We start from the raw sequence: 23872 nt of genomic DNA, 5'->3' as shown, positions 1-23872 counted from the left end.
GGGCCCCGTACGTCGCGTACGGGGCCCTCTCGGCGTCGCGGACACCTCTGCTGGTTCTTGTGCCACCCAGGCCGCCCAGGCGGCGTACGGGCCGCTGGCGGCTTCCGGGATCTCACCGGCTTCGGGAGCGTGTCACCTGCTGCGGGAACGTGTCACCGGCTGCGGGAACGTGTCACCGGCTGCGGGCCGAGGTCACCCGGTACACGTCGTACACGCCCTCCACGCCCCGGACCGCCTTCAGGACGTGTCCCAGGTGCTTCGGGTCGCCCATCTCGAAGGTGAAGCGGGAGGTGGCGACGCGGTCGCGGGAGGTCTGGACGGCCGCGGAGAGGATGTTGACGTGCTGGTCCGACAGGACACGGGTGACGTCCGACAGGAGCCGGGAGCGGTCCAGCGCCTCGACCTGGATGGCGACGAGGAAGACCGAGGACTGGGTGGGCGCCCACTCGACCTCCAGGATCCGCTCCGGCTCCCGGGACAGTGACTCCACGTTGACGCAGTCGCTGCGGTGCACCGAGACGCCGTTGCCGCGCGTGACGAAGCCGATGATCGGGTCACCGGGCACCGGCGTACAGCAGCGGGCCAGCTTGACCCACACGTCCTCGACACCCTTGACGACCACGCCCGGGTCGGCGCTGGAGCGGCGCCCCCGGCCCCGGCCGTGCGAGGGCGGCACGCTCTCGTCGATCTCCTCGGTGGCCGCCTCCTCGCCGCCGAGCGCCTGCACCAGCTTCTGCACGACGTTCTGCGCGGAGACGTGCCCCTCGCCGATCGCCGCGTACAGCGCGGAGATGTCCGGGTAGCGCATCTCGTGCGCGAGCGTGACGAGCGAGTCGCCGGTGAGGATCCGCTGGATCGGCAGGTTCTGCTTGCGCATCGCGCGGACGATGGCGTCCTTGCCCTGCTCGATCGCCTCGTCGCGGCGCTCCTTGGAGAACCAGGCCCGGATCTTGTTGCGGGCGCGCGGTGACTTGACGAAGCCGAGCCAGTCCCGGGAGGGACCGGCGCCGGCTGCCTTGGAGGTGAAGACCTCCACCAGGTCGCCGTTGTCCAGGGTGGATTCGAGCGGTACAAGGCGGCCGTTGACCCGTGCTCCTATGGTGCGGTGGCCGACCTCGGTGTGGACCGCGTACGCGAAGTCGACCGGGGTGGCACCGGCGGGCAGCGCGATGACGTCGCCTTTGGGGGTGAAGACGAAGACCTCGTTGCGGGACAGGTCGAAGCGCAGCGACTCCAGGAACTCCCCGGGGTCCTCGGTCTCCTTCTGCCAGTCCAGCAACTGCCGCAGCCACGCCATGTCGTTGATGGCGGCGGCTTCCTTGCCGGCCTTGCCGGTCGGCTTGGGCACGTCGGTACGGACCTTGGAGGCACCGGCGACGGCCTCCTGCTTGTACTTCCAGTGCGCGGCGATGCCGTACTCGGCACGGCGGTGCATGTCGAAGGTGCGGATCTGCAGTTCGACGGGCTTGCCGTTGGGACCGATCACCGTCGTGTGCAGCGACTGGTACATGTTGAACTTGGGCATCGCGATGTAGTCCTTGAAACGCCCCGGAACCGGGTTCCAGCGCGCGTGCACGGTGCCCAGCGCCGCGTAGCAGTCGCGGACGGTGTCCACCAGGACGCGGATGCCCACCAGGTCGTAGATCTCCGCGAAGTCCCGGCCGCGGACGATCATCTTCTGGTAGACGCTGTAGTAGTGCTTCGGCCGGCCGGTGACGGTCGCCTTGATGCGGGCGGCCCGCAGGTCGGACTGGACCTCGTCGGTCACTATGGCCAGGTACTCGTCACGCTTCGGTGCCCGCTCGGCCACCAGCCGGACGATCTCGTCGTACATCTTCGGGTAGAGGATCGCGAAGGCGAGGTCCTCCAGCTCCCACTTGATGGTGTTCATGCCCAGCCGGTGGGCGAGCGGCGCGTAGATCTCCAGGGTCTCGCGCGCCTTCTTCTCCTGCTTCTCCCGCTTGAGGTAACGCATCGTGCGCATGTTGTGCAGGCGGTCGGCGAGCTTGATGACCAGGACGCGCGGGTCCTTGGCCATGGCGACGACCATCTTGCGCACGGTCTCCGCCTGCGCGGCCTCGCCGAACTTGACCTTGTCCAGCTTGGTGACGCCGTCGACGAGCAGGGCGACGACGTCGCCGAAGTCGCGGCGCAGGTCGTCGAGGCCGTACTCGGTGTCCTCGACGGTGTCGTGCAGCAGCCCGGCCATCAGGGTGGCCGGGTCCATGCCCAGCTCGGCGAGGATGGTGGTGACCGCGAGCGGGTGGGTGATGTACGGGTCGCCGCTCTTGCGCTTCTGGCCGCGGTGCCAGCGCTCGGCGACCTGGTAGGCGCGCTCGATCTGGCGCAGGGTGGCGTTCTCGATCTTGGGGTCGTTGCTGCGCACTATCCGCAGCAGCGGCTCCAGGACCGGGTTGTACGGGTTCGCGCGCTGCACGCCGAGGCGGGCGAGCCGGGCCCGGACGCGGTTGGAGGAGCCGGTGCGCGCGGGCTGGCCGCTGTTGGGGCGGGTCACCGGGCGCTCGGCGGGTACCGGTTTGGGGCGCGAGGTCTCGGCCGACTTCTCGGCGGGCGCGGACTGGGCGTGCTCGACCGGCCCACGGGTGTCGTTCTTCGTCTGCGACACGTTCGGCGCGGGCTTGGCCGCGGGCGCCGAGGCGGGCTCGGGCTTGGCGGCGGTCAGTGGCTGGGCCTCGTCTGGCAAGAGGGCTCCTCGTGCGCGATCCGGGTGCCCCGGTCAGGCTCCGGAGGATCCATCGTAGCGATCCTGGGCTCCGGCATCGCCTGCAGGACGGTGTGAGAGCCTTCCACACGAGAAACGCAAGGGGCGGGCGCCGGATTCCTCCGGGGCCCGCCCCTTCGAGGCGGCACAGTCGTCACAGGTCCCTTGAAGGCCCGGACGGCCGGGTGAAGAGAACCTCGTCGCGCCGACCGGAATACGACCGTCAGGCGACGGTGTCCTCCTCCTTGCAGTTCTTCGGCGCGTAGCCGGACTTCGTGTTGCACGCCTTGAGGGTCACTTTGGTCCCCTCGGCGAGGTCACCGGTCGCCCAGGGGCTGCAGTAGTCCGCGGAATGGCCGCTCGTCGTGGACGTACGGTCCCAGGACCCGTTCCGCCCGATGTCCAGGTAGGCGGTGACTCCCCACCCGTCCGCCGTGAAGTCGCAGGCTCGGATGGCGTCACCCGGAGTGGGGTTGGTGCCTCCCACCGGGTCCTGGTTGAAGTTGCCCCAGTCCTGGAAATCGTTGATCTGCACCGCGATGAGCATGCCGGTACCCGCTTGCGCCGGGCTCGCGGCCGCTCCGAGGAAGGACGCCGCGGCAATCGAAGTGACGGCCGCGATCGATCTCATGCGCAACATGAAAATCCCCCTGCTCCATGTCCCACGAACCCTCTCCGGGCAGCGGAAAACGCCAGACACACGCGCATGCCCCGTAAGACAAGTCGATAGGTGCCCCCCCGTGCCCGGAGCAGTGATCACGTGATCCGGTAACGTTTTGATCATTCAAACTTAACCGGCAGTACATGTCAATCGAGATCCCGAAAGCGCTGTCTTCCTGCCGATGATCAAAGGCGCAAACAGAAACGGTGCCTTCGCGGTGCGTCGAAGCGACGCACCGCGAAGGCACCGTGACGTGCCGTAGGGGCCGGATCAGACCACGATCAGCGCTTCCAGCGGGGCACCCATCAGCGTGGGCTCAAGCCGGGCGCGACCCCGCAGGAACCCCAGCTCCATCAGGACCGCGACGCCCGCGACCTCCGCGCCCGCGCGGTGGACGAGATGGACCGACGCCTCCGCGGTGCCGCCGGTGGCGAGCACGTCGTCGACGATCAGGATCCGGTCGTCCTTGCCGAGGTCCTCGGCATGCACCTCGATCTCTGCGGAGCCGTACTCCAGCTCGTACACCTGGCTGAGGGTCGCTCCGGGGAGCTTGCCCGCCTTGCGGACCGGGATGAAGCCGAGGCCGGCCCGGAGGGCGACCGGGGCGCCCAGGATGAAGCCCCGGGCCTCCAGGCCGACGACCTTGGTGGCGCCGGTGCGCCCGGCGATCTCGGCGAGGGCGTCGGTGAGCGCGGTGAACGCGGCCGGGTCCGCCAGGAGCGGGGTGATGTCCTTGAACATCACGCCCGGCTCCGGGTAGTCCGCGACGTCCCGGATGCGGCTGAGCAGCAGCTCCCTGATGTCCGTCATCGGCGCTTCCCGGACGGTCGGTCACGGCCGCGAGTGCGGGACGCGGGCTGGTTGCGCGGACCGACGGCGGCCGGGGCCGCGTCATCCGGTCCCTCGGAGCCGCCGACCCGGGCCTCGGCCATCTCCTCCTCGGCGGCGGACTGGGCGCGCTTGGCGAGGACCCGCTTCTTCAGGGCCTTCATCTGCGGCTCGGCCTCCTTGAGGTCGGCGACGAGCGGCGTGGCGATGAAGATCGACGAGTAGGCACCGGCGGCGAGACCGACGAACAGCGACAGCGAGATGTCGTTGAGCGTGCCCGCGCCGAGGACGCCGCCGCCGATGAACAGCAGGCCCGCGACCGGCAGCAGCGCGACGACCGTGGTGTTGATCGAACGGACCAGGGTGCCGTTGATCGACTGGTTGGCGATGTCGCTGTAGGTGAAGCGGGTCTGCTTGGTGATGTCCTTCGTCTGCTCCTTGAGGCTGTCGAAGACGACGACCGTGTCGTAGAGCGAGTAACCGAGGATCGTCAGCAGACCGATGATCGTACCGGGTGTGACCTCGAAGCCGACCAGGGCGTAGATGCCGGTGGTGATGGTGATGTCGTGGATCAGCGCGACCAGGGCCGCGACCGCCATCCGCCACTCGAAGGCGATCGCCAGGTAGATCACCACGAGGACCATGAAGATCGCCAGACCCTCCCAGGCCTTGTTGGCGATCTGGTCACCCCAGCTGGGGCCGACCAGGTCGGCGGCGATGGACTCGGGGTCCAGCTTCATGTCCTTGGCCAGCTCGGCCTTGGTGGCGTCGGACTTCTCGGTGTCCATGCCCGCGATCTGGATGCGCAGACCACCCGCGCCGAGCTTCTGGACGACCGCGTCGTGCCCGGTGGCCGCCTTCGCGTAGTCCTCCGCCTGGGACACCGAGACGCTGGTCTTCGGGGTGGTGAAGACGGCACCGCCCTGGAAGTCGATGCCCATGTTCAGGCCGCGCACCGCCAGGCCGACGATGGCCGTGATGGTGATCAGGATGGAGACGCCGTACCAGATCTTGCGCTTGCCGACGAAGTCGTAGCTGATCTCGCCGCGGTGGAGTCGGGCGCCGAGGTTGCCGAGTTTCGACATCGCTCACGCTTCCTTCGGGTCGACAGGGCCGGCGGCAGGTCCGGCGGGACGGCGGGTGCGGCGCAGCGGCGGTTGGGCGCCCAGACTCTTCGGGTCGAGTCCGGACCACTTGTGGCCCTGTGCGAAGAACTTCTTGCGGGCGAGGATCGTCATCAGCGGCTTGGTGAAGAAGTAGACGACGACCACGTCGAGCACGGTGGTCAGGCCGAGCGTGAACGCGAAGCCCTGGACCTTGCCGACGGTCACGATGAACAGCACGGCGGCGGCGAGGAACGACACGAAGTCGGAGACCAGGATGGTGCGTCGGGCACGCGGCCAGGCCCGCTCGACGGCCGGGCGCAGCGTGCGGCCCTCACGGATCTCGTCCCGGATGCGTTCGAAGAACACGATGAACGAGTCCGCTGTGATACCGATCGCGACGATCGCACCGCAGACGGCCGGCAGGTTCAGCGCGAAGCCGATGGCCGGGCCGAGCAACGACATGATCACGTAGGTCAGGATCGCGGAGACCAGCAGCGAGGCCATCGCGACCAGCGACAGGCCCCGGTAGTAGACGACCAGGTAGATCACGACCAGGGCGAGACCGATGGCGCCGGCCAGCAGACCGGCGTGCAGCTGCTCGCCACCGAGGGCGGCGGTCACGGTGGTCATGCTCGCCACCTTGAAGGAGAGCGGGAGCGCGCCGTACGACAGCATGTTGGCGAGGCTCTGGGCCTCCTCCTGGGTGAAACTGCCCGAGATCTGCGCCTGGCCGCCGGTGATGGACTGGCTGACGTACGGGCTGGAGACGACCTCACCGTCGAGGACGATGCCGAACTCGTTCTGCGGGGTCTGGTTCTGGGCGAGCTTGCCGGTGACGTCGGCGAACTTCTTGGAGCCGCTGGAGTTGAAGTCCATCTGGACCTGCCAGCCGGCCGCGGTCTGCGTGTCGAAGACCGCCTGCGCCTTCTTGACCTCGGTGCCGTCGACGGCGGCCGGGCCGAGCAGGTACTTGTACCAGACCTTGTTGATCTCGCCGCAGGCCACGGTCGTGTCGCCGGGCTTCGCCGTCTTGCCGGCGGTGGCCCGGTCCGCTGCCTTGGAGCAGTCCAGCTTGGCGTACTCGGCCTCCTCCTTGCTGGAGGCGGCGTCGGTACCGCTGTTCGCGGCGGAGCCGGCGGGGTCCGTGGCGCTCGGGCTCGCGGCGTCCGAGGCGCCCGACGACGCGTTCGGTGTGGCGTCGGCCTTCAGGGCGTCGGTCACGGCCCGGCCCTGGGAGGTCTCGGATGCCGTGGGCGACGAGGGGGCGGACGCCTTGTCACCGGTCGACGCGCTGCTCGACGGCGACGGCGAGGAGCTGCCGCTGGGCGACGTGCTCGGCGACGCGCTCGGCGTGGCGGAGCTGGGCTCGCTCTGCAGGACCGGGCGGAAGTACAGCTTTGCGGTGGTGCCGACCTGCTGGCGGGCCTCTTCGGAGTTGGTGCCCTTGGGGATGTTGACGATGATGTTGCTCGTCCCCTGGGTCTGCACCTCCGCCTCGGAGACACCCAGGCCGTTGACACGGCGGTTCATGATCTCGACCGCGGTGTCCATGTTGGCCTTGTTGATCGCGGACCCCTGGTCGGCCTTCGCCTGGAGCGTGATGCTCGTACCACCGGCGAGGTCGATGCCGAGACGCGGGGTGGTGTGCCCGGAGGCGAACATTCCACCGGTGAGCGCCACGATGGCGATCAGGATGAGGGCCAGCGAGCGCCCCGGCTTGCTCTGGGCGCTCGCGCTCCGGCCCTTCTTAGGTGCTGCCACCTTCTTGTACTCCCTCTCGGGCCGTCCCGCGCCGGGTCAGCGCGGCTGCGGCCATGACGTGGTTCGGGACCCCTGCGAGAAGCACACGTCGAGGGGTGCCCGAGCCGGAACCGCGCACCCCTGGACGTTACTACTTCGCGTCGGAGCCGCCGTCTGTCTTCTTCGACTCGTCGTCCGCCTTCGGCGCGTCGTCCGCCGCCGCGCTGTCGGCGGGCTCCCCGGCAGCGGCCTCCTTGCCGGAGCCGACGGTCTTGTCGGCGGCGGGGGCGGCGTCGGCGGGCTCCTCGGCGGCGTCCTTCTTGCCGAGGTCGATGGCCTTGTCGGCGGCCGGGGCGGCATCGGCGGGCTCGTCGGTCTCGGTGAGGGAGGAGGCATCGTCCGGGACGATGTCGAGGTCCGACTTCAGGTCGTGCTCGATGCCGTGCACGATGCGGTTGTACTCGTCGTCGGTGAGGACGGCACCGATGGCGTTCTTCGCGAAGAGGAGCTCGACGCCCGGGCCCGCGTCAAGGAGGACGGTCTCCTCGTTGACCTCCTTGACCGTCGCGTAGATGCCCCCGATCGTGCGGACACCGGAACCGGGCTGCATCTGGTTCCGCATGTCACTGGCCTGCTGCTGCTTCTTCTTGGCCGAGCGTGTCATCAGGAACATGGCCGCGATGAGCACGATGAACGGGAGAAGGGTCAAGGTATTCACGGGTCGGGATTTCCTTCGCACGACCGCGACGGGCTGCGGCCTGGTGGCTGGGGGTGTGGACGGACGCCGCTTGTCGGGCGGCATCGGCGGAGTCTAAGCGAGTCCGCGCGCATGGAACAACGCTCAGCATGGCACCTGGGTTCCTGTCCCGGCCACCGTGCCCGCGGTCACGTCCCGAACAAGTCCTGTTGTCCGTTTCCCGCAGCCGCCGCGTGGGGCGGGGTGAGGCCGAGGTGTGCCCAGGCCGCGGGCGTCGCGATCCGCCCGCGCGGCGTCCGGGCCAGCAGGCCCTCCCGGACGAGGAAGGGCTCGGCGACCTCCTCGACCGTCTCACGCTCCTCCCCCACCGCGACGGCGAGGGTCGACAGACCGACCGGACCGCCGCCGAACAGCTTGAGCAGGGCTTGCAGGACGGCGCGGTCGAGCCGGTCGAGGCCGCGCTCGTCCACCTCGTACACCGCGAGGGCCGCGCCGGCGATCTCGCGCGTGATCAGCCCGTCGGCCTTGACCTGCGCATAGTCCCGAACGCGGCGCAGCAGGCGGTTGGCGATCCGGGGTGTGCCGCGGGAGCGGCCGGCGATCTCGGCGGCACCCTCGGGCTCGATCCCGACGTCGAGCAGCTGGGCCGAACGGTGCACGACGCGCTCCAGTTCGGCGGGCTCGTAGAACTCCATGTGAGCGGTGAAGCCGAAGCGGTCGCGCAGCGGGGGCGGCAGCAGGCCCGCCCGGGTGGTGGCGCCGACCAGGGTGAACGGGGGCAGTTCGAGCGGGATGGCGGTGGCGCCGGGGCCCTTGCCGACGATGACGTCGACGCGGAAGTCCTCCATGGCCATGTAGAGCATCTCCTCGGCGGGCCGGGACATCCGGTGGATCTCGTCGAGGAAGAGGACCTCGCCCTCCTGGAGTGAGGAGAGGATCGCCGCGAGGTCGCCCGCGTGCTGGATGGCGGGGCCGCTGGTGATGCGGATCGGGGCGCCCATCTCGGCCGCGATGATCATCGAAAGGGTGGTCTTGCCCAGGCCGGGGGCGCCGGAGAGCAGCACGTGGTCGGCGGTGGCGCCCCGCGCGCGTGCGGCCCGCAGGACCAGGTCGAGCTGTTCGCGGACCTTCTCCTGGCCGATGAACTCGCCGAGGTCCTTGGGGCGCAGGGCGGCCTCGACGGCCTGGTCCTCACCGTCGGCGGCGGAGCCCACCAGCCGGTCCGCGGAGGGGGCGACGGGCTGCTCGGGTGCGGCGCCGCCGGTCGTGTCGTCCCAGTTCACTGAGGTCTCCTAGCTGGGTGGCCCAGGTGGTCAGCGGGCACGGTTGAGGGTCTGGAGGGCGGCCTTCAGCAGCTGTCCGACCTGCGGGGCGCCGCCGGCCGCCTCGGCCTGCGGGGTCACCGCGGCGACCGCCTCGTCGGCCTCACGGGTCGCGTACCCGAGGCCGATCAGGGCCGCGTGCAGCTGGTCGCGCCAGCCCTGGGTGACCGGCGCGCCGACGGCGGGGGCGCCGATCGGCTCGCCGAGCCGGTCCTTCAGCTCCAGCAGCAGTTTCTGGGCGCCCTTCTTGCCGATGCCGGGGACGGCGACGAGCGCCTTCTCGTCCCCCGTGGAGACCGCGCGGCGCAGCGCGTCGGGGGCGTGCACGGCCAGCATGGCCTGGGCGAGGCGCGGGCCGACGCCGCTCGCGGTCTGCAGCAGCTCGAAGACCTGGCGTTCGTCGTCGTCCACGAAGCCGTACAGGGTCAGTGAGTCCTCGCGGACCACCAGGGAGGTGGCGAGCTTCGCGGGCCGGCCCACACGGAGCGTGGAGAGCGTGTTCGGCGTGCACTGGACGGCCATGCCGACACCACCCACCTCGACCACCGCGGTGTCGGGAGCGAGTGCGGCGACCGTGCCGCTCACGAAGGCGATCATGGCGTACGGCCTTTCGGTGCTACGGGCGGTGTTCTGGCTGCGTGCAGGGCCACGGCCTGCTGGAGCCGGTTCTGCGCGGGGGCGCGCCAGATGTGGCAGATGGCGAGGGCCAGGGCGTCGGCGGCGTCCGCGGGTTTCGGCGGCGCGTCCAGCCGCAACAGCCGGGTGACCATGGCGCCGACCTGGGCCTTGTCAGCGCGGCCGGTGCCGGTGACGGCCGCCTTGACCTCGCTGGGGGTGTGCAGGGCGACCGGGATGCCCCGGCGGGCCGCACAGAGCATGGCGACGGCGCTGGCCTGGGCGGTGCCCATCACCGTGCGCACGTTGTGCTGGCTGAAGACGCGCTCCACGGCCACGCACTCGGGGCGGTGTTCGTCGAGCCAGGTCTCGATGCCCTGTTCCACGGCGACCAGCCGGTGGGCCGGCTCGGCGTCCGCGGGGGTGCGGACGACACCCACGCCGAGCATCGTGAGCGGGCGCCCGGCGACGCCCTCGACCACCCCGACGCCGCAGCGGGTCAGCCCCGGGTCCACCCCCAGCACACGCACGCGCCCCGTCCCTTCGCTCTCCCCCGGCTCCGCCGGGCGGTTCCCCCAGTTCGTGCAGGCTATCGGGTGCCACCGACAACGCCGGGCAAAGGGACGGGCCGACGGGTGTGTCCCGTCGGCCCGTACGCCCGTGCAGCCCTGCGGATGGTCGCGGCGTTACGCGTCGACCTTCTCCATGACCTCGTCGCTGACGTCGAAGTTGGCGAAGACGTTCTGCACGTCGTCGCTGTCCTCCAGCGCGTCGATCAGCTTGAAGATCTTCTTGGCGCCCTCCTCGTCCAGTTCGACCTGCATGGTCGGGACGAAGTTGGCCTCGGCGGAGTCGTAGTCGATCCCGGCGTCCTGGAGGGCGCTGCGGACCCCGACCAGGTCGGTGGCCTCGCTGAGCACCTCGAAGGACTCACCGAGGTCGTTGACCTCCTCGGCACCCGCGTCCAGGACGGCACCGAGGACGTCGTCCTCGGTCAGCTCGCCCTTGGGGACGAGCACGACGCCCTTGCGGTTGAAGAGGTACGACACCGAGCCCGGGTCGGCCATGGAGCCGCCGTTGCGGGTCATGGCGACACGGACGTCGGAGGCGGCGCGGTTGCGGTTGTCGGTGAGGCACTCGATGAGCACCGCGACACCGTTGGGGCCGTAGCCCTCGTACATGATCGTCTCGTAGTCGGCGCCGCCGGCCTCCAGGCCCGCGCCGCGCTTGACGGCGGAGTCGATGTTCTTGTTCGGGACCGACTGCTTCTTCGCCTTCTGGATGGCGTCGTAGAGCGTCGGGTTCCCCTCCGGGTCGGCGCCGCCCATCCGCGCCGCTACCTCGATGTTCTTGATGAGCTTCGCGAAGAGCTTGCCGCGCTTGGCGTCGATCACGGCCTTCTTGTGCTTCGTCGTGGCCCATTTAGAGTGGCCGGACATCTGCCTGTCTCCTTCGCGTAACCCGTCTCTGCAGCGAACGCCAGAGATCCTACAAGGACTCCGCCGTGCGGTTCGCGCGCACCATGTCGACGAACAGGGCGTGGACCCGGTGGTCGCCGGTCAGTTCCGGGTGGAACGAGGTGGCGAGCGCGTTGCCCTGGCGGACCGCGACGATGTGGCCGTCGTGCTCGGCGAGCACCTCGGCCGCCGCTCCGACCGACTCCACCCAGGGGGCGCGGATGAAGACGCCCTCTACAGGATCGCCCGCGATCCCGGTGACGTCGACCGCCGCCTCGAAGGACTCGTTCTGCCGGCCGAAGGCGTTGCGGCGCACGATCATGTCGATCCCGCCGACGGTCTCCTGGCCCGAGCGCGGGTCGAGGATCTTGTCGGCCAGCATGATCATGCCCGCGCAGGTCCCGTACACGGGCAGGCCGTCCCGTACGCGCGCGCGGAGCGGGTCCATGAGGCCGAAGAGGACGGCCAGTTTGGAGATGGTGGTGGACTCACCGCCGGGGATGACGAGTCCGGCCACCTCGGCGAGTTCGTCGGGGCGCCGCACCGGCCTGGCCACGGCGTCGGCCGCGGCCAGGGCGACGAGGTGCTCCCGTACGTCGCCCTGGAGGGCCAGGACGCCGATCACAGGAGTGCTCATGGGGTTACCAGCCGCGGTTGGCGTAGCGCTCGGTCTCGGGGAGGACGTCGACGTTGATGCCGACCATGGCCTCGCCGAGGTTGCGGGACGCGTCCGCGATGATCTTCGGGTCGTCGTAGAAGGTGGTGGCCTTCACGATGGCGGCGGCGCGCTTGGCCGGGTCGCCCGACTTGAAGATGCCGGAGCCGACGAAGACGCCCTCGGCACCGAGCTGGCGCATCAGGGCGGCGTCGGCCGGGGTGGCGACACCGCCGGCGGAGAACAGCACAACCGGGAGCTTGCCGAGTTCGGCGACCTCCTTGACCAGCTCGTACGGGGCGCGCAGCTCCTTGGCCGCGGCGTACAGCTCGTGGCTGTCGAAGCCGCGCAGCCGGGCGATCTCGTTCTTGATCTGGCGCAGGTGGCGTACGGCCTCGACGACGTTGCCGGTGCCGGCCTCGCCCTTGGAGCGGATCATCGCGGCGCCCTCGGCGATGCGGCGCAGGGCCTCGCCCAGGTTGGTGGCGCCGCACACGAACGGCGTGGTGAAGGCCCACTTGTCGGAGTGGTTGACCTCGTCGGCCGGGGTGAGGACCTCGGACTCGTCGATGTAGTCCACGCCGAGGGACTGCAGGACCTGGGCCTCGACGAAGTGGCCGATGCGGGACTTGGCCATGACCGGGATCGACACGGCCGCGATGATGCCCTCGATCATGTCCGGGTCGGACATGCGGGCCACGCCGCCGTCCTTGCGGATGTCGGCCGGAACCCGCTCCAGGGCCATGACGGCGACGGCGCCCGCGTCCTCGGCGATCTTCGCCTGCTCCGGTGTGACGACGTCCATGATCACGCCGCCCTTGAGCTGCTCGGCCATGCCGCGCTTCACCCGCGCGGTGCCGGTCTCGGGGGCCTGGTTCTCCGGAAGCGTGCTGGACACGGGGTGACCTCACTCGGTGGAAGAGGGATTCTGCTGCACCGAGAAAACGTGATTGGACCATTCCACAGCAAGGGCCAATGGTGAGTCGGTGGATCCTTTTGAGCGGGGGGCGGGACGGGGCGGGGGTGCCTGGGCCTTTGGGGGACGGGCCCGGGGCCGGGGACCGTCAGGCCGGCCGGGGGCCCGTCAGGCCGGGGAGCAGGGGCCGTCCGGCCGGACAGCGGGGGCACCAGGGCGCAGGGGCGTGGAGGTGACAGCGGGTCGTGCGGGGTGCGGTCTCAGGCGGCCCGGTCCACGAGGGCGGCGGGTGGCTCGTCGTCCATCTCGAAGGCCAGGGGGAAGGGCGCGTGGCCGGCCAGCCGGAACCACCGGACCTTGCGGTGCTCGCGCAGCCTGCGTGCCGCGCCGACCGCGTCGTTGTGGAAGCGGCGGGCCATCGGCACCCTGCGCACCGCCTCGGTCAGCTCACGGGCCGCCGCCTCTCCGCCGGGTGCCCGGCGGACCTCCTCGACCTGCTGGACCTCCGCGAAGACGGCGCGCAGTGCCTGGCTCAGCTCGCTCTCGGCGACCTCGCGCTGCTCCTCCTCGGACTGTCTGGCGGCGTGCGCGGCCTCGTACAGCACCATCGAGGCGGCCGGGTCCAGCACGCCCGAGGTCGCCAGTTCCTGGGCGACGGAGGCCCTGCGCAGCAGTTGGGCGTCGAGGGCGGCGCGGGCCGCGTCGATCCGGGAGTGCAGGCGGTCGAGCCGGCCGGCCGTCCAGCTGAGGTACAGGGCGACGGCGACCAGGGCGACGAGGATCCAGATGAGGGTTGCGCTCACGGCGGGAAAGGCTACCGGGGGCTCCGCCGGGGTGGGCGGGATCGGATGCCCCAGCCAGGATCGCCGGAGGGCACCGGGGCCTCGGCCGGCGTTCCCGGGGGCTGCCACCCGCAGACCCCCGCTTCATCCCGGACGGCCTCGTCCTCGAACGCCGGACGGGCGGTTCGGGGCCACCGCCCGCAGGCCGTACCCCCTCCGGTTCAGTCCCGGTCCCGGGCGAGGCCGAAGCGGGCGCGCAGGCCCGTGGTGCGTTCGTCCGCCGCGACCGCCGCCGTGCCCGTCGTCACCGTCTCGTAGACCGAAAGGATGTCCGCGCCGACCGTGGACCAGTCGAACCGCCGTACGTGGACGCTGCCGCGTTCGCGCAGTTCGGCGCGGCGGGACGGGTCGGCGAGCAGGCGGATCGCCGCGTCGGCGAGGGCGTCGGCGTTCTCGTTGGCGAACAGTTCCCCGGCCGCGCCCTGGTCGAGGACCTGGGCGAACGCGTCGAGGTCGGAGGCGAGGACCGGGGCACCCGCCGACATCGCCTCGACCAGGATGATGCCGAAGCTCTCGCCGCCGGTGTTGGGCGCCACGTACAGATCGATGCTGCGCAGGAGCTGCGCCTTGTCCGCGTCGCTGACCATGCCGAGGAACTCGACCCGGCTGCGCAGGCCGGCGGGAAGGGTCTCGACGGCCTCCTCCTCGTCGCCGCGGCCGGCCACCAGCAGCCGGGTCCCCGGACGGGCGGCGAGGATCTTCGGCAGGGCCTTCATCAGCACCGGCAGGCCCTTGCGGGGCTCGTCGATGCGGCCGATGAAGCCGATCGTGTCCCCCTGCCACTCGGGCTTCGGCTCGGCGCGCGCGAAGAAGCCGACGTCGACGCCGTTGGGGATCACCACCGCGTCCCCGCCCAGGTGCTCGACCAGCGTGCGCCGGGCGTACTCGCTCACCGCGATGCGCGCGCTGATCTTCTCCAGCGCGGCCTGCAGGATCGAGTACGCGGCGATCATCGCGCGCGAGCGGGGGTTGGAGGTGTGGAAGGTGGCCACGATCGGGCCCTGCGCCGCCCAGCAGGTCAGCAGGCCCAGCGACGGCGACGTCGGCTCGTGGATGTGGACCACGTCGAACGCGCCGTCGTGCAGCCAGCGCCGCACCCGGGCGGCGGAGAGGAAACCGAAGTTCAGGCGGGCCACCGAGCCGTTGTAGGGCACGGGCACCGCACGGCCGGCCGAGACGACGTACGGCGGCAGCGGGGTGTCGTCGTCGGCGGGCGCGAGGACGGAGACCTGGTGGCCGAGGCGGATGAAGTACTCGGCGAGGTCCCGGACGTGGAACTGGACGCCGCCCGGCACGTCCCAGGAGTACGGGCAGACGATGCCGATCCTCACGAGGTTCCCTTCGGCGGGTCCAGATCAGCGAGCCACAGCCGCTGGAGCATGTGCCAGTCCTCCGGATGGTCGGCGATCCCTGAGGCGTAGGCATCGGCCAGCGCCTGTGTCATGACAGACGTCTTTTCGGTCCGCGTACCTGTCTCGGGTACCTCGACCGGGGGATGGACCCGGCCGCGCATCACCGGAGAGTCGTCGTACCAGAGCGTGACGGGCAGCAGCAGCGCGCCCGTCTGCTGGGCGAGCAGGGCCGGGCCCGCGGGCATCCGGGCCGACTCGCCGAAGAACGTGACCGGCACACCGCCGGCGGACAGGTCGCGGTCCGCGACCAGGCAGACCAGGCCGCCGTCGCGCAGCCGGCGGGCCAGGGTGCCGAACGCGGAGCCGCCGCTGTGCGGCAGCACCTCCATGCCCAGCCCCTGGCGATAGGCGACGAAGCGGTCGTACAGCGTCTCCGGCTTCAGGCGCTCGGCGACCGTGGTGAAGGGGGTGCGCAGCGCGGTGGTGACCCAGGCGCCCGCGAGGTCCCAGTTGGCCAGGTGCGGCAGGGCCAGGACGACGCCCCGGCCGGAGGCCAGGCCGTCGGTGAGGTGGTGTATGTCCTTGGGGTCGAAACCGGTGCTGATCCGCTCGGGGCTCCAGGCGGGCAGCCGGAAGGACTCCATCCAGTAGCGCAGGTACGACCGCATGCCCGCGCGCGAGAGTTCGGCCAGCCGCTCCGGGGTGGCGTCCGGCACCACGCGCGCGTAGTTGCTCTCCAGACGCCTGACGCCCTTGCCCCGCCGTTTCCAGGCGAGGTCGGCGACGGTACGGCCGAGCCGCACGGCGGCCGGCTCGGGAAGCGTCCTGACGGCGCTCCAGCCGACTCCGTACAGGGCATCGGTCAGGCGCTCCTTGGCGCTCACTTCGCCGCCTCGCTCCCCTGGGACGTGCTCGGGTGGCCCGCCTCCGCCTCCGCCTGGGCGGACTCCCGGCGGACCGTGACGACGCGCTGGACCAGGGTGATCAGGCTGCCGACGGCGACGATCCACAGGGCGATCGGGAGCAGCCACTGGATGCCCGGCACACCGAACTTGTGGAAGCCGGCCAGTCCCGCCGCGACCAGCGAGATCACCAGCCGTTCGGCGCGCTCCACGAGGCCGTTGACGGCCACCGGCAGCCCGATCGACTCGCCGCGCGCCTTGGTGTACGACACCACCTGGCCGCTGGCCAGGCAGAAGATGGACACGGCACACAGGACATTGTTGTCCCCGTCGCCCGCGTACCACAGGGCGAAGCCGCCGAAGACGGCGCTGTCGGCCACCCGGTCCAGGGTGGAGTCCAGGAAGGCGCCCCAGCGGCTGGAGCGGCCCAGCTGGCGGGCCATGTTGCCGTCGACCAGGTCGGAGAAGACGAACAGCGTGATCACGACCGTGCCCCAGAAGAACTCGCCCCGGGGGAAGAAGACCAGCGCACCCGCGACCACACCGGCCGTGCCGATGAGCGTCACCGTGTCCGGGCTGACTCCCCTGCGGATGAGATACGCGGCGAACGGTGTGAGGACACGCGTGAAGAATGCACGCGCGTACTTGTTCAGCATGGCCTTCCCGACGGTCGGTGTCGCCGCGCGGCCCCTGCTGGCCACCGGCTGGCCCATCGTAGCCACGCGCGCGCGTGCGCGACGGCGGGGCACCCGGACCGCCCCCGGAGACCGGCGGAAGCGGGCCGCAACCCACTCCTGACCGCGGGATCGCGTCGCTTGTATGGACGCGCCGTGAAGGGAGTGGAAAGCTCGAATGACCGCGGGCGTCGCCTACGCTGCCACCACACGCGGCCTGCGCGCCTCCCGCGCCCACAGTGACCTCACCGTGCACGGGAGGCTAGGCCATGGGCGACAAGACGAACACACATCCTGGGGCCGCCGGCAGGGCTACGGCGGCCGACCACCCCGCGTCCGTTCGGAATGTGGTGCTGGTCGGCCACTCCGGATCGGGCAAGACCACCTTGGTGGAGGCTCTCGCGCTGGCCGCGGGAGCGGTGAACCGGGCGGGCCGTGTGGAGGACGGCGGCACCGTCTCTGACTACGACGAGATCGAGCACCGGCAGCAGCGGTCCGTACAGCTCTCGCTGGTGCCCGTCGACTGGGACGGCTTCAAGATCAACCTGCTGGACACCCCCGGGTACGCCGACTTCGTCGGAGAGCTGCGGGCCGGTCTGCGCGCCGCGGACGCGGCCCTTTTCGTGGTCTCGGCCTCGGACGGGGTGGACGGCTCGACCCGGGCGGTGTGGGAGGAGTGCGCGGCCGTCGGCATGCCGCGGGCCATCGTCATCACCCATTTGGAGGCAGCCCGCGCGGATTTCGAGGAGATGACCCGGGTGTGCGCCGCGGCGTTCGGCGCGGACGACCCGGACGCCGTGCTCCCGCTCCACCTGCCGCTGCACGGCCCGCGGACCGCCGACGGGCACGCGCCCGTGACCGGGCTGATCGGCCTGCTGACGCAGCAGTTGTCCGACTACTCGGCCGGGCAGCGCGAGGAGTCCGAGCCGGGTCCCGACCTGCTCCCGCGGATCGAGGACGCCCGCAACCGCCTCATCGAGGGGATCATCTCCGAAAGCGAGGACGAGACGCTGATGGACCGCTATCTCAGCGGTGAGCGGATCGACGTCAAGACGCTGATCGAGGATCTGGAGCGGGCCGTGGCGCGCGGCGCGTTCTTCCCGGTGCTGGCCGCCGCGCCCGCCGCCGAGAACGCCCGCCAGGGGCTCGGCACGGTCGAGCTGCTGGAGTTGATCACCCGCGGCTTCCCGACCCCGGCGGAGCACACGGCGCCGGACGTCACCACGATCGACGGCAGGATGCGCGAGCTGCGGCCGTGCGATCCGGGCGGACCGCTGGTCGCCGAGGTCGTGAAGACCTCCTCGGACCCGTACGTCGGCCGGGTCTCGCTGGTCCGGGTCTTCTCCGGCACCCTGCGCTGCGACGAGACGGTGCACGTCTCCGGGCACGGGCTGGCCGACCACGGCCACGAGGACCACGACGTCGACGAGCGGGTCGGCGCCCTGTCCACCCCGTTCGGCAAGCAGCAGCGGCCGGTGACGCACGCGGTCGCCGGCGATCTGGCGTGCGTGGCGAAGCTGGGCCGGGCGGAGACCGGGGACACCCTCTCCGCGAAGGACGACCCGCTGCTGATGGCGCCGTGGGAGATGCCCGACCCGCTGCTGCCGCTGGCCATCCAGGCGCACAGCAAGCCGGACGAGGACAAGCTCTCGCAGGGCCTCGGCCGGCTGGTCGCGGAGGACCCGACGATGCGCCTGGAGCAGAACCAGGACACCCACCAGGTGGTGCTGTGGTGCCTGGGCGAGGCGCACGCGGACGTCGCCCTGGAGCGGCTGCGCAGCCGGTACGGCGTCCAGGTCGACGTGGTGCCGCACCGGGTGTCCCTGCGGGAGACGTTCGCGCACCGGGCGTCGGGGCGCGGGCGGCACGTCAAGCAGTCCGGCGGGCACGGGCAGTACGCCATCTGCGAGATCGAGGTCGAGCCGCTGCCGGGCGGTTCGGGCATCGAGTTCGTGGACAAGGTGGTCGGCGGAGCCGTGCCGCGGCAGTTCATCCCATCGGTGGAGAAGGGTGTGCGGGCCCAGGCCGCCAAGGGTGTCGCCGCCGGTTATCCGCTCGTCGACGTGCGGATCACGCTGCTGGACGGCAAGGCGCACTCGGTGGACTCCTCCGACGCCGCTTTCCAGACGGCGGGCGCGCTGGCGCTGCGGGAGGCCGCGGCGGACGCGACGATCCATCTGCTGGAGCCGGTGGCCGAGGTGAGCGTCCTGGTGGGCGACGACTACGTGGGCGCCGTGATGAGCGACCTGTCGGGCCGGCGCGGGCGGGTGCTGGGCACCGAACAGGTGGGCCAGGGACGGACCCTGGTGCGGGCCGAGGTGCCCGAGTTCGAGATCGGCCGGTACGCCGTCGACCTGCGGTCCCTCTCGCACGGCACCGCACGTTTCGGCCGTGCCTACGCCCGGCACGAGCCGATGCCGGCGCAGATCGCCGTAAGGATCCGCGAACAGGCGAAGGAGGCTTCGTAGTTGGAATTCCGACGGCCGGCACGGGCGTTCGGCGGGCGGCTTCGGCCGTCCGCCGACGGTTGTCGGCGGCGGCGGATACGCTGATGACCTGATCAACAGGTGTGCGGTGGGCGGAAGTCGGGAAAGCCGCAGAAGCGGGACGGCGGGAAGTGGGGGCGGGAATGAGCTTTGAGGACTTCTTCGGGCCACAGGTGCCCAGGCCCGGCAGCGATGCGCAGGCCCCGACCTTTGCCCTGGCCTCGGCGGCCTACCGGGACACCCCGATGGAGGAGATCAAGAAGGCCGACAACGAGTGGCACCAGTCGTCGGTCAACGAGGGCCGCAAGTGGGCGAAGATCTTCCGGCCCAACTTCGGTGAGGCGTACGCGCAGGCGGTCATCGACCGGATGCTGGGCGTCGGCCGGAAGCCGCTCATCCAGTCCTTCGGCTTCGAGCCCCAGGTGGTGGTCGAGCACTGCCTCGCGGCCAACCGCATCCGGCGGGAACGCGACAAGAAGCTGACCGCCCTCATGCTGCTGTGCGGCGTGCTGTTCCTGCCCGGCCTGGTGGTCTGGCTGCTCGTCTTCCAGCTTCGGGCCACCATGCTGAAGAACGGCAACAAGCGGGTCTCCGGGCTGGGCACCGGCCTGCTGGTGGTTGTCGGTGTCGCAGCGGTGATCCTGCTGATCCGGATGCCGTTCACCGGCCTGCTGGGGTGGTACGTGCGCGGCTGCATCGTGCTCCCCGTCGCCGGCTGGTACCTGGCCAAGCGGATCTGTGAGAGCACCGCGAAGGACCTGCGGGAGAACTGGGGCGGTCTGCTCTCGGGCGGCAGCGTCGGCGCGAAGATCCCCGAGGCGGTGCCGACCAGCCCCGACCAGGCCGCGGCCGAGCAGCTGCGCCAGTCGCTGGCCCGGCTCAGCGCCGAGCAGCAGTCCAACTCGGTGTTCTACGCCGGTCCCAGGGGCATACTCGGCATGGGCACCCGCTGGGGCGCCTGGCACCTCGCCGAGGAACTGGTCCCGCTCGACCCGGTCAAGGGCATCCACGAGTTCCGCAGCTGGACGGTCGTCCGCGCGATCCACGACGAGCTGAGCGTGCTGCACCGGCAGCATCTGAAGACCGGTGGCTTCCCCGAACCGCAGGTGCGGCACTGGATCGTCACCCATGTCGGCGAGGGCGCCAAGTCGGTGTCCCGTCCCGAGGGGACCGACGTCGAGGCGTACCAGGTCAAGCCCAGGGCCGTCGAGGACATCTGCAACAACCAGCAGTTCAACAGCGGTGAGCGGCACTACCTGGGCGTGCAGTGGCCGAACCTGTGGAACGGCGATCTGGTCCTCACCATGATGATCACGGTGACAGTGCTGAAGGAGACCCTGCGCATCGAGGTCACCGGACACGCCCTCGGCCCGGTCAACGGCCTGTTCGGCGGCAAGCCCGAGGCCCCCACCAAGAAGGTCGCCAAGACCGTCCGGTTCTGGGAGACCCGGACCATCAAGCTGCCGCTGGTCACCCCCGACGAGGTGGTCCGGCTCGCCGCCCGGGCCGCCATCGGCTGGTACCCGCCGCTGCTGAAGTGGCTCGGCGGCTCGATCGGCCTGCCCGAGCCCTTCGGCCTGCGGCACGCCTGGGCCGACCAGCCCTGGAAGCACCGCTTCATGGCCGACGACGCGCTGCGCGCGGCCACGCCGATACTCCGTGCGGTGCACCGGGCCGCGCTCAGGGTGCTCAAGGAGCACGACGTCGACATCGAGAAGTTCAGCTCCCGCGCGTCGGCCCTCAGCGGATCGGTGCAGGACGTCTCGCCGAAGAAGGCGGACTCCTACGACGCCTGAGCGATCCGCCGGCCGGGCCGTGGCCTGACGTCGTTCTCGCCCGTGTTCTCGGCCTCCCCCGGGTTCTCGGCTCCGCTGGGACCGGGGGTGCCCCACGCGGCGGTGTCGTCGCGGGTCGCCCGCTCCCGTGGGGGCGCGGGCGGACCGCAGCGGGCCCGACGGGACTCACGCGTTCGGCCAAGCCTCCGCGAGCATCTGCCGGGTGTCGGCCAGCAACTGCGGCAGCACCCTGGTGTGGCCCACCACCGGCATGAAGTTCGTGTCGCCGCCCCAGCGGGGCACGATGTGCTGGTGCAGGTGGGCGGCGATGCCGGCGCCCGCGACGGCACCCTGGTTCATGCCGATGTTGAAGCCGTGGGCGCCGGAGGCGGTGCGCAGCGCCGTCATCGCCTGCTTGGTCAGCTCGGCCAGCTCCGTGGTCTCCGGCCCGGTCAGCTCGGTGTAGTCGGCGACGTGCCGGTAGGGCACGGTCATCAAGTGACCGCCGTTGTACGGGTACAGGTTGAGCACCGCGTACACGTGCTCACCGCGCCGGACGATCAGCCCGTCCTCGTCGGACTTGGCCGGGATCGCGCAGAAGGGACAGCCGTCGCCGGCCCCCGGACCGGTCGGCTTGTTCTCGCCCTGGATGTAGGCCATCCGATGAGGCGTCCACAGGCGCTGGAACGCATCCTGCGTCCCCACTCCGATCTGCTGTTCCGGCTCACTCGTCATGCTAGGCAGCATATGGCTTCGCCCGTTCGCGGCGGGTCGCCGGGGCGGCGGCAACCGGGCCGCCGGGGGCACCGCGCGGGGCCGCGGCGCGGACAGCCCCGTACGGGGCACCCCGCCGACGTGTACGAGGTGCCGCCCGGTCTCCCGCGCGGGATGGGCCGCGGCAGTCCGTCCGCCAGGTCCGCCGGGCCGTCCACCGGGCCCGTGATCCTGTCGCCGTGGCGCCGGGTGCCCTCGTGCGGGACGACGAGCGGCCCCCGGGGGAGCCGAGCCTCCCGGGGGCCGCCGCGTGGGCCGGGTTCAGACCTGGGCCCGCTCCTCCACGATCTTCACGATCTTCGCGATGGCGTCGTCGAACGGGATGCCGTTCTCCTGTGAGCCGTCACGGTAGCGGAACGACACCGTGCCGGCGTTCATGTCCTCGTCGCCGACGATGACCATGAACGGGACCTTCTGCTTCTGCGCCGTCCTGATCTTCTTCTGCATCCGGTCCGAGGACGAGTCCACCTCGACGCGCAGACCCTTCTTCTTCGCCGCCACGGCGAATTTCTCCAGGTACTCGACGTGCGCGTCCCCGACCGGGATGCCGACCGCCTGCACCGGCGCCAGCCAGGCCGGGAAGGCGCCCGCGTAGTGTTCGAGGAGCACCGCGAAGAAACGCTCGATGGAGCCGAAGAGCGCGCGGTGGATCATGACCGGCCGCTGCTTGGAGCCGTCGGCGGCCGTGTACTCCAGGTCGAAGCGCTCCGGCAGGTTGAAGTCGAGCTGGATCGTCGACATCTGCCAGGTGCGGCCGATCGCGTCCTTGGTCTGGACGGAGATCTTCGGGCCGTAGAACGCGGCACCGCCCGGGTCGGGCACGAGCGGAAGGCCCTGCTTCTCGGCGACCTGGCGCAGCGTCTCGGTCGCCTCCTCCCATGCCTCGTCGGCGCCGACGAACTTCTCCGGGTCCTTGGTGGACAGCTCCAGGTAGAAGTCGGTCAGGCCGTAGTCGCGCAGCAGGCCCAGCACGAAGGTGAGCGTCTTGTCGAGTTCGTGCGACATCTGCTCACGGGTGCAGTAGATGTGCGCGTCGTCCTGGGTGAAGCCACGCGCGCGCGTGAGCCCGTGCACGACGCCCGACTTCTCGTACCGGTACACGGTCCCGAACTCGAAAAGCCGCAGCGGCAGTTCACGGTAGGAACGCCCGCGCGCGTCGAAGATCAGGTTGTGCATCGGGCAGTTCATGGGCTTCAGGTAGTAGTCCACGCCCTCGTCGAGCTGCATGGGCGGGTACATGCCGTCGGCGTACCAGTCCAGGTGGCCCGACGTCTCGAAGAGTTTCCCCTTGGTCGCGTGCGGGGTGTAGACGAACTCGTAGCCCTCCTCCTCGTGGCGGCGGCGCGAGTAGTCCTCCATCACCCGGCGCACGATGCCGCCCTTGGGGTGGAAGACCGCGAGGCCGGAGCCGATCTGCTCGGGGATGGAGAACAGGTCGAGTTCGCTGCCCAGCTTGCGGTGGTCGCGCTTCTCGGCCTCGACGAGGAAGTCGAGGTACGCCTTCAGCTCGTCCTTGGACGGCCAGGCGGTGCCGTAGATGCGCTGGAGCATGGGGTTCTTCTCGCTGCCGCGCCAGTAGGCGGCCGCGTTGCGCATCAGCTTGAACGCCGGGATGTTCCGGGTGGAGGGCAGGTGGGGACCGCGGCAGAGGTCCTTCCAGCACAGTTCGCCGGTCTTGGCGTCCAGGTTGTCGTAGATCGTCAGCTCGCCGGCACCGACCTCGACGTCCGCGCCGTCGTCGGCGGACGCCGACCCCTTGAGGCCGATCAGCTCCAGCTTGTACGGCTCGGCGGCCAGCTCCTCACGGGCGGCCTCGTCGGTCACGGCACGGCGGGAGAACTTCTGCCCCCGCTTCTGGATCTCCTGCATCTTCTTCTCGATGGCCTTGAGATCCTCGGGCGTGAACGGCTTCTCGACGTCGAAGTCGTAGTAGAAGCCGTCCTTGACCGGCGGACCGATACCCAGCTTGGCCTCCGGGAACAGCTCCTGCACGGCCTGCGCCATCACGTGCGCGGTGGAGTGGCGCAGGATGTTCAGGCCGTCCTCGGAGGAGATCTCGACGCCCTCGACGGTCTCGCCGTCCTTGACCTCGTAGGCGAGGTCCTTCAGCTCACCGGCCACGCGGGCGGCGATGACGGAGCGCTCGCCGGCGAAGATCTCGGCGGCCGTAGTGCCCGTCGTCACCGTGCGCTCTTCCCGCCCGGAATCGCGTTGGATGATCACACGGACGTCTGACACCGGTCTCTCCTGACTGCAGGTGGATGCGGGCGCCGTACCAGGAGCGCGCGCAATAGGGGATCGTACCGACCCGGGCCCGCCGACGGCCAAACGGTGGCCCTCCGTGAGGG

At 70.6% G+C, this 23872-nt stretch carries 20 protein-coding genes; 2 read left to right on the top strand and 18 right to left on the bottom strand.

Going from position 1 to position 23872, the window contains the following annotated elements:
• Positions 1 to 172: 172 nt before the first annotated feature.
• From ACFY2B_RS16550 to pgsA, 16 genes are all read right to left on the bottom strand, one after another.
• A complete protein-coding gene (locus tag ACFY2B_RS16550) occupies positions 173 to 2704 on the bottom strand; it encodes a RelA/SpoT family protein (RefSeq protein WP_390763810.1) in 2532 nt (843 codons plus the stop codon).
• A gap of 241 nt (positions 2705 to 2945) precedes the next feature.
• Complete coding sequence (locus ACFY2B_RS16545; RefSeq protein ID WP_390763809.1) at positions 2946 to 3353, bottom strand: hypothetical protein; 408 nt, start codon at positions 3351 to 3353, stop codon at positions 2946 to 2948.
• A 300-nt stretch (positions 3354 to 3653) separates the two neighbouring features.
• Positions 3654 to 4193, bottom strand: a complete 540-nt coding sequence (locus ACFY2B_RS16540; protein WP_390763808.1) for an adenine phosphoribosyltransferase — start codon at positions 4191 to 4193, stop codon at positions 3654 to 3656.
• A complete protein-coding gene (secF, locus tag ACFY2B_RS16535) occupies positions 4190 to 5296 on the bottom strand; it encodes a protein translocase subunit SecF (RefSeq protein ID WP_390763807.1) in 1107 nt (368 codons plus the stop codon). The genes ACFY2B_RS16540 and secF overlap by 4 nt, the downstream gene beginning before the upstream one ends.
• 3 nt (positions 5297 to 5299) lie before the next feature.
• A complete protein-coding gene (gene secD, locus ACFY2B_RS16530; RefSeq protein ID WP_390763806.1) occupies positions 5300 to 7078 on the bottom strand; it encodes a protein translocase subunit SecD in 1779 nt (592 codons plus the stop codon).
• A gap of 130 nt (positions 7079 to 7208) precedes the next feature.
• A complete protein-coding gene (yajC, locus tag ACFY2B_RS16525; RefSeq protein WP_390763805.1) occupies positions 7209 to 7775 on the bottom strand; it encodes a preprotein translocase subunit YajC in 567 nt (188 codons plus the stop codon).
• Between the two features lie 167 nt (positions 7776 to 7942).
• Complete coding sequence (gene ruvB / locus ACFY2B_RS16520; RefSeq protein ID WP_390763804.1) at positions 7943 to 9037, bottom strand: Holliday junction branch migration DNA helicase RuvB; 1095 nt, start codon at positions 9035 to 9037, stop codon at positions 7943 to 7945.
• A gap of 30 nt (positions 9038 to 9067) precedes the next feature.
• Positions 9068 to 9673, bottom strand: coding sequence for a Holliday junction branch migration protein RuvA (ruvA, locus tag ACFY2B_RS16515; protein WP_376525095.1), 606 nt, complete (start codon positions 9671 to 9673; stop codon positions 9068 to 9070).
• The gene (gene ruvC, locus ACFY2B_RS16510; RefSeq protein ID WP_390763803.1) at positions 9670 to 10221 is read right to left on the bottom strand and encodes a crossover junction endodeoxyribonuclease RuvC; all 552 of its coding nucleotides are present in this window, start codon (positions 10219 to 10221) and stop codon (positions 9670 to 9672) included. Before ruvC ends, ruvA begins: the two co-directional genes overlap by 4 nt.
• Before the next feature lie 156 nt (positions 10222 to 10377).
• A complete protein-coding gene (locus tag ACFY2B_RS16505; protein ID WP_376525098.1) occupies positions 10378 to 11130 on the bottom strand; it encodes a YebC/PmpR family DNA-binding transcriptional regulator in 753 nt (250 codons plus the stop codon).
• Between the two features lie 49 nt (positions 11131 to 11179).
• The gene (gene pdxT, locus ACFY2B_RS16500) at positions 11180 to 11785 is read right to left on the bottom strand and encodes a pyridoxal 5'-phosphate synthase glutaminase subunit PdxT (RefSeq protein ID WP_376525100.1); all 606 of its coding nucleotides are present in this window, start codon (positions 11783 to 11785) and stop codon (positions 11180 to 11182) included.
• Positions 11786 to 11789: 4 nt separating this feature from the next.
• On the bottom strand, positions 11790 to 12638 hold the full coding sequence (pdxS, locus tag ACFY2B_RS16495) for a pyridoxal 5'-phosphate synthase lyase subunit PdxS (RefSeq protein WP_376525365.1): 849 nt from the start codon (positions 12636 to 12638) through the stop codon (positions 11790 to 11792).
• 341 nt (positions 12639 to 12979) lie between these two features.
• Positions 12980 to 13522 carry a hypothetical protein gene (locus ACFY2B_RS16490; RefSeq protein WP_390763802.1) on the bottom strand — a complete coding sequence of 181 codons (543 nt, stop codon included), beginning with the start codon at positions 13520 to 13522 and terminating at the stop codon, positions 12980 to 12982.
• 200 nt (positions 13523 to 13722) lie between these two features.
• On the bottom strand, positions 13723 to 14892 hold the full coding sequence (locus ACFY2B_RS16485) for a glycosyltransferase family 4 protein (RefSeq protein WP_390763801.1): 1170 nt from the start codon (positions 14890 to 14892) through the stop codon (positions 13723 to 13725).
• Positions 14889 to 15797, bottom strand: coding sequence for a phosphatidylinositol mannoside acyltransferase (locus ACFY2B_RS16480; RefSeq protein ID WP_390763800.1), 909 nt, complete (start codon positions 15795 to 15797; stop codon positions 14889 to 14891). Before ACFY2B_RS16480 ends, ACFY2B_RS16485 begins: the two co-directional genes overlap by 4 nt.
• Positions 15794 to 16528 (bottom strand): phosphatidylinositol phosphate synthase, encoded by a 735-nt coding sequence (gene pgsA / locus ACFY2B_RS16475; protein WP_390763832.1) that lies wholly within the window; start codon positions 16526 to 16528, stop codon positions 15794 to 15796. Before pgsA ends, ACFY2B_RS16480 begins: the two co-directional genes overlap by 4 nt.
• Before the next feature lie 230 nt (positions 16529 to 16758).
• On the opposite strand from pgsA, the gene ACFY2B_RS16470 reads away from it, so the two are divergent.
• Complete coding sequence (locus tag ACFY2B_RS16470) at positions 16759 to 18957, top strand: elongation factor G-like protein EF-G2 (RefSeq protein ID WP_390763799.1); 2199 nt, start codon at positions 16759 to 16761, stop codon at positions 18955 to 18957.
• A gap of 161 nt (positions 18958 to 19118) precedes the next feature.
• On the top strand, positions 19119 to 20771 hold the full coding sequence (locus ACFY2B_RS16465) for a hypothetical protein (RefSeq protein WP_390763798.1): 1653 nt from the start codon (positions 19119 to 19121) through the stop codon (positions 20769 to 20771).
• Positions 20772 to 20936: 165 nt separating this feature from the next.
• Here ACFY2B_RS16465 and ACFY2B_RS16460 read toward each other — a convergent pair whose 3' ends face one another.
• Together ACFY2B_RS16460 and thrS are read right to left on the bottom strand one after the other, a co-directional pair.
• Entirely contained in the window at positions 20937 to 21497 is a 561-nt protein-coding gene (locus ACFY2B_RS16460) for an HIT domain-containing protein (RefSeq protein ID WP_376525111.1), read from the bottom strand.
• A 288-nt stretch (positions 21498 to 21785) separates the two neighbouring features.
• Positions 21786 to 23762: a threonine--tRNA ligase gene (thrS, locus tag ACFY2B_RS16455; protein ID WP_390763797.1), complete on the bottom strand. Its 1977-nt coding sequence runs from the start codon at positions 23760 to 23762 to the stop codon at positions 21786 to 21788.
• Positions 23763 to 23872 lie beyond the last annotated feature (110 nt).

The organism is Streptomyces sp. NPDC001270, from assembly GCF_042896695.1.
GTDB lineage: Bacteria > Actinomycetota > Actinomycetes > Streptomycetales > Streptomycetaceae > Streptomyces.
This window is presented reverse-complemented; position numbering and strand designations above follow the sequence as displayed.

What these genes read in the sequence shown, in the direction of transcription:
- ACFY2B_RS16545 (WP_390763809.1), bottom strand. Translation starts at nt 3,353, where the DNA reads ATGAGATCGATCGCGGCCGTCACTTCGATTGCCGCGGCGTCCTTCCTC.
- ACFY2B_RS16540 (WP_390763808.1), bottom strand. Translation starts at nt 4,193, where the DNA reads ATGACGGACATCAGGGAGCTGCTGCTCAGCCGCATCCGGGACGTCGCG.
- secF (WP_390763807.1), bottom strand. Translation starts at nt 5,296, where the DNA reads ATGTCGAAACTCGGCAACCTCGGCGCCCGACTCCACCGCGGCGAGATC.
- ruvA (WP_376525095.1), bottom strand. Translation starts at nt 9,673, where the DNA reads ATGATCGCCTTCGTGAGCGGCACGGTCGCCGCACTCGCTCCCGACACC.
- ACFY2B_RS16505 (WP_376525098.1), bottom strand. Translation starts at nt 11,130, where the DNA reads ATGTCCGGCCACTCTAAATGGGCCACGACGAAGCACAAGAAGGCCGTG.
- pdxT (WP_376525100.1), bottom strand. Translation starts at nt 11,785, where the DNA reads ATGAGCACTCCTGTGATCGGCGTCCTGGCCCTCCAGGGCGACGTACGG.
- pdxS (WP_376525365.1), bottom strand. Translation starts at nt 12,638, where the DNA reads ATGGCCGAGCAGCTCAAGGGCGGCGTGATCATGGACGTCGTCACACCG.
- pgsA (WP_390763832.1), bottom strand. Translation starts at nt 16,528, where the DNA reads ATGGGCCAGCCGGTGGCCAGCAGGGGCCGCGCGGCGACACCGACCGTC.
- ACFY2B_RS16470 (WP_390763799.1), top strand. Translation starts at nt 16,759, where the DNA reads ATGGGCGACAAGACGAACACACATCCTGGGGCCGCCGGCAGGGCTACG.
- ACFY2B_RS16465 (WP_390763798.1), top strand. Translation starts at nt 19,119, where the DNA reads ATGAGCTTTGAGGACTTCTTCGGGCCACAGGTGCCCAGGCCCGGCAGC.
- ACFY2B_RS16460 (WP_376525111.1), bottom strand. Translation starts at nt 21,497, where the DNA reads ATGCTGCCTAGCATGACGAGTGAGCCGGAACAGCAGATCGGAGTGGGG.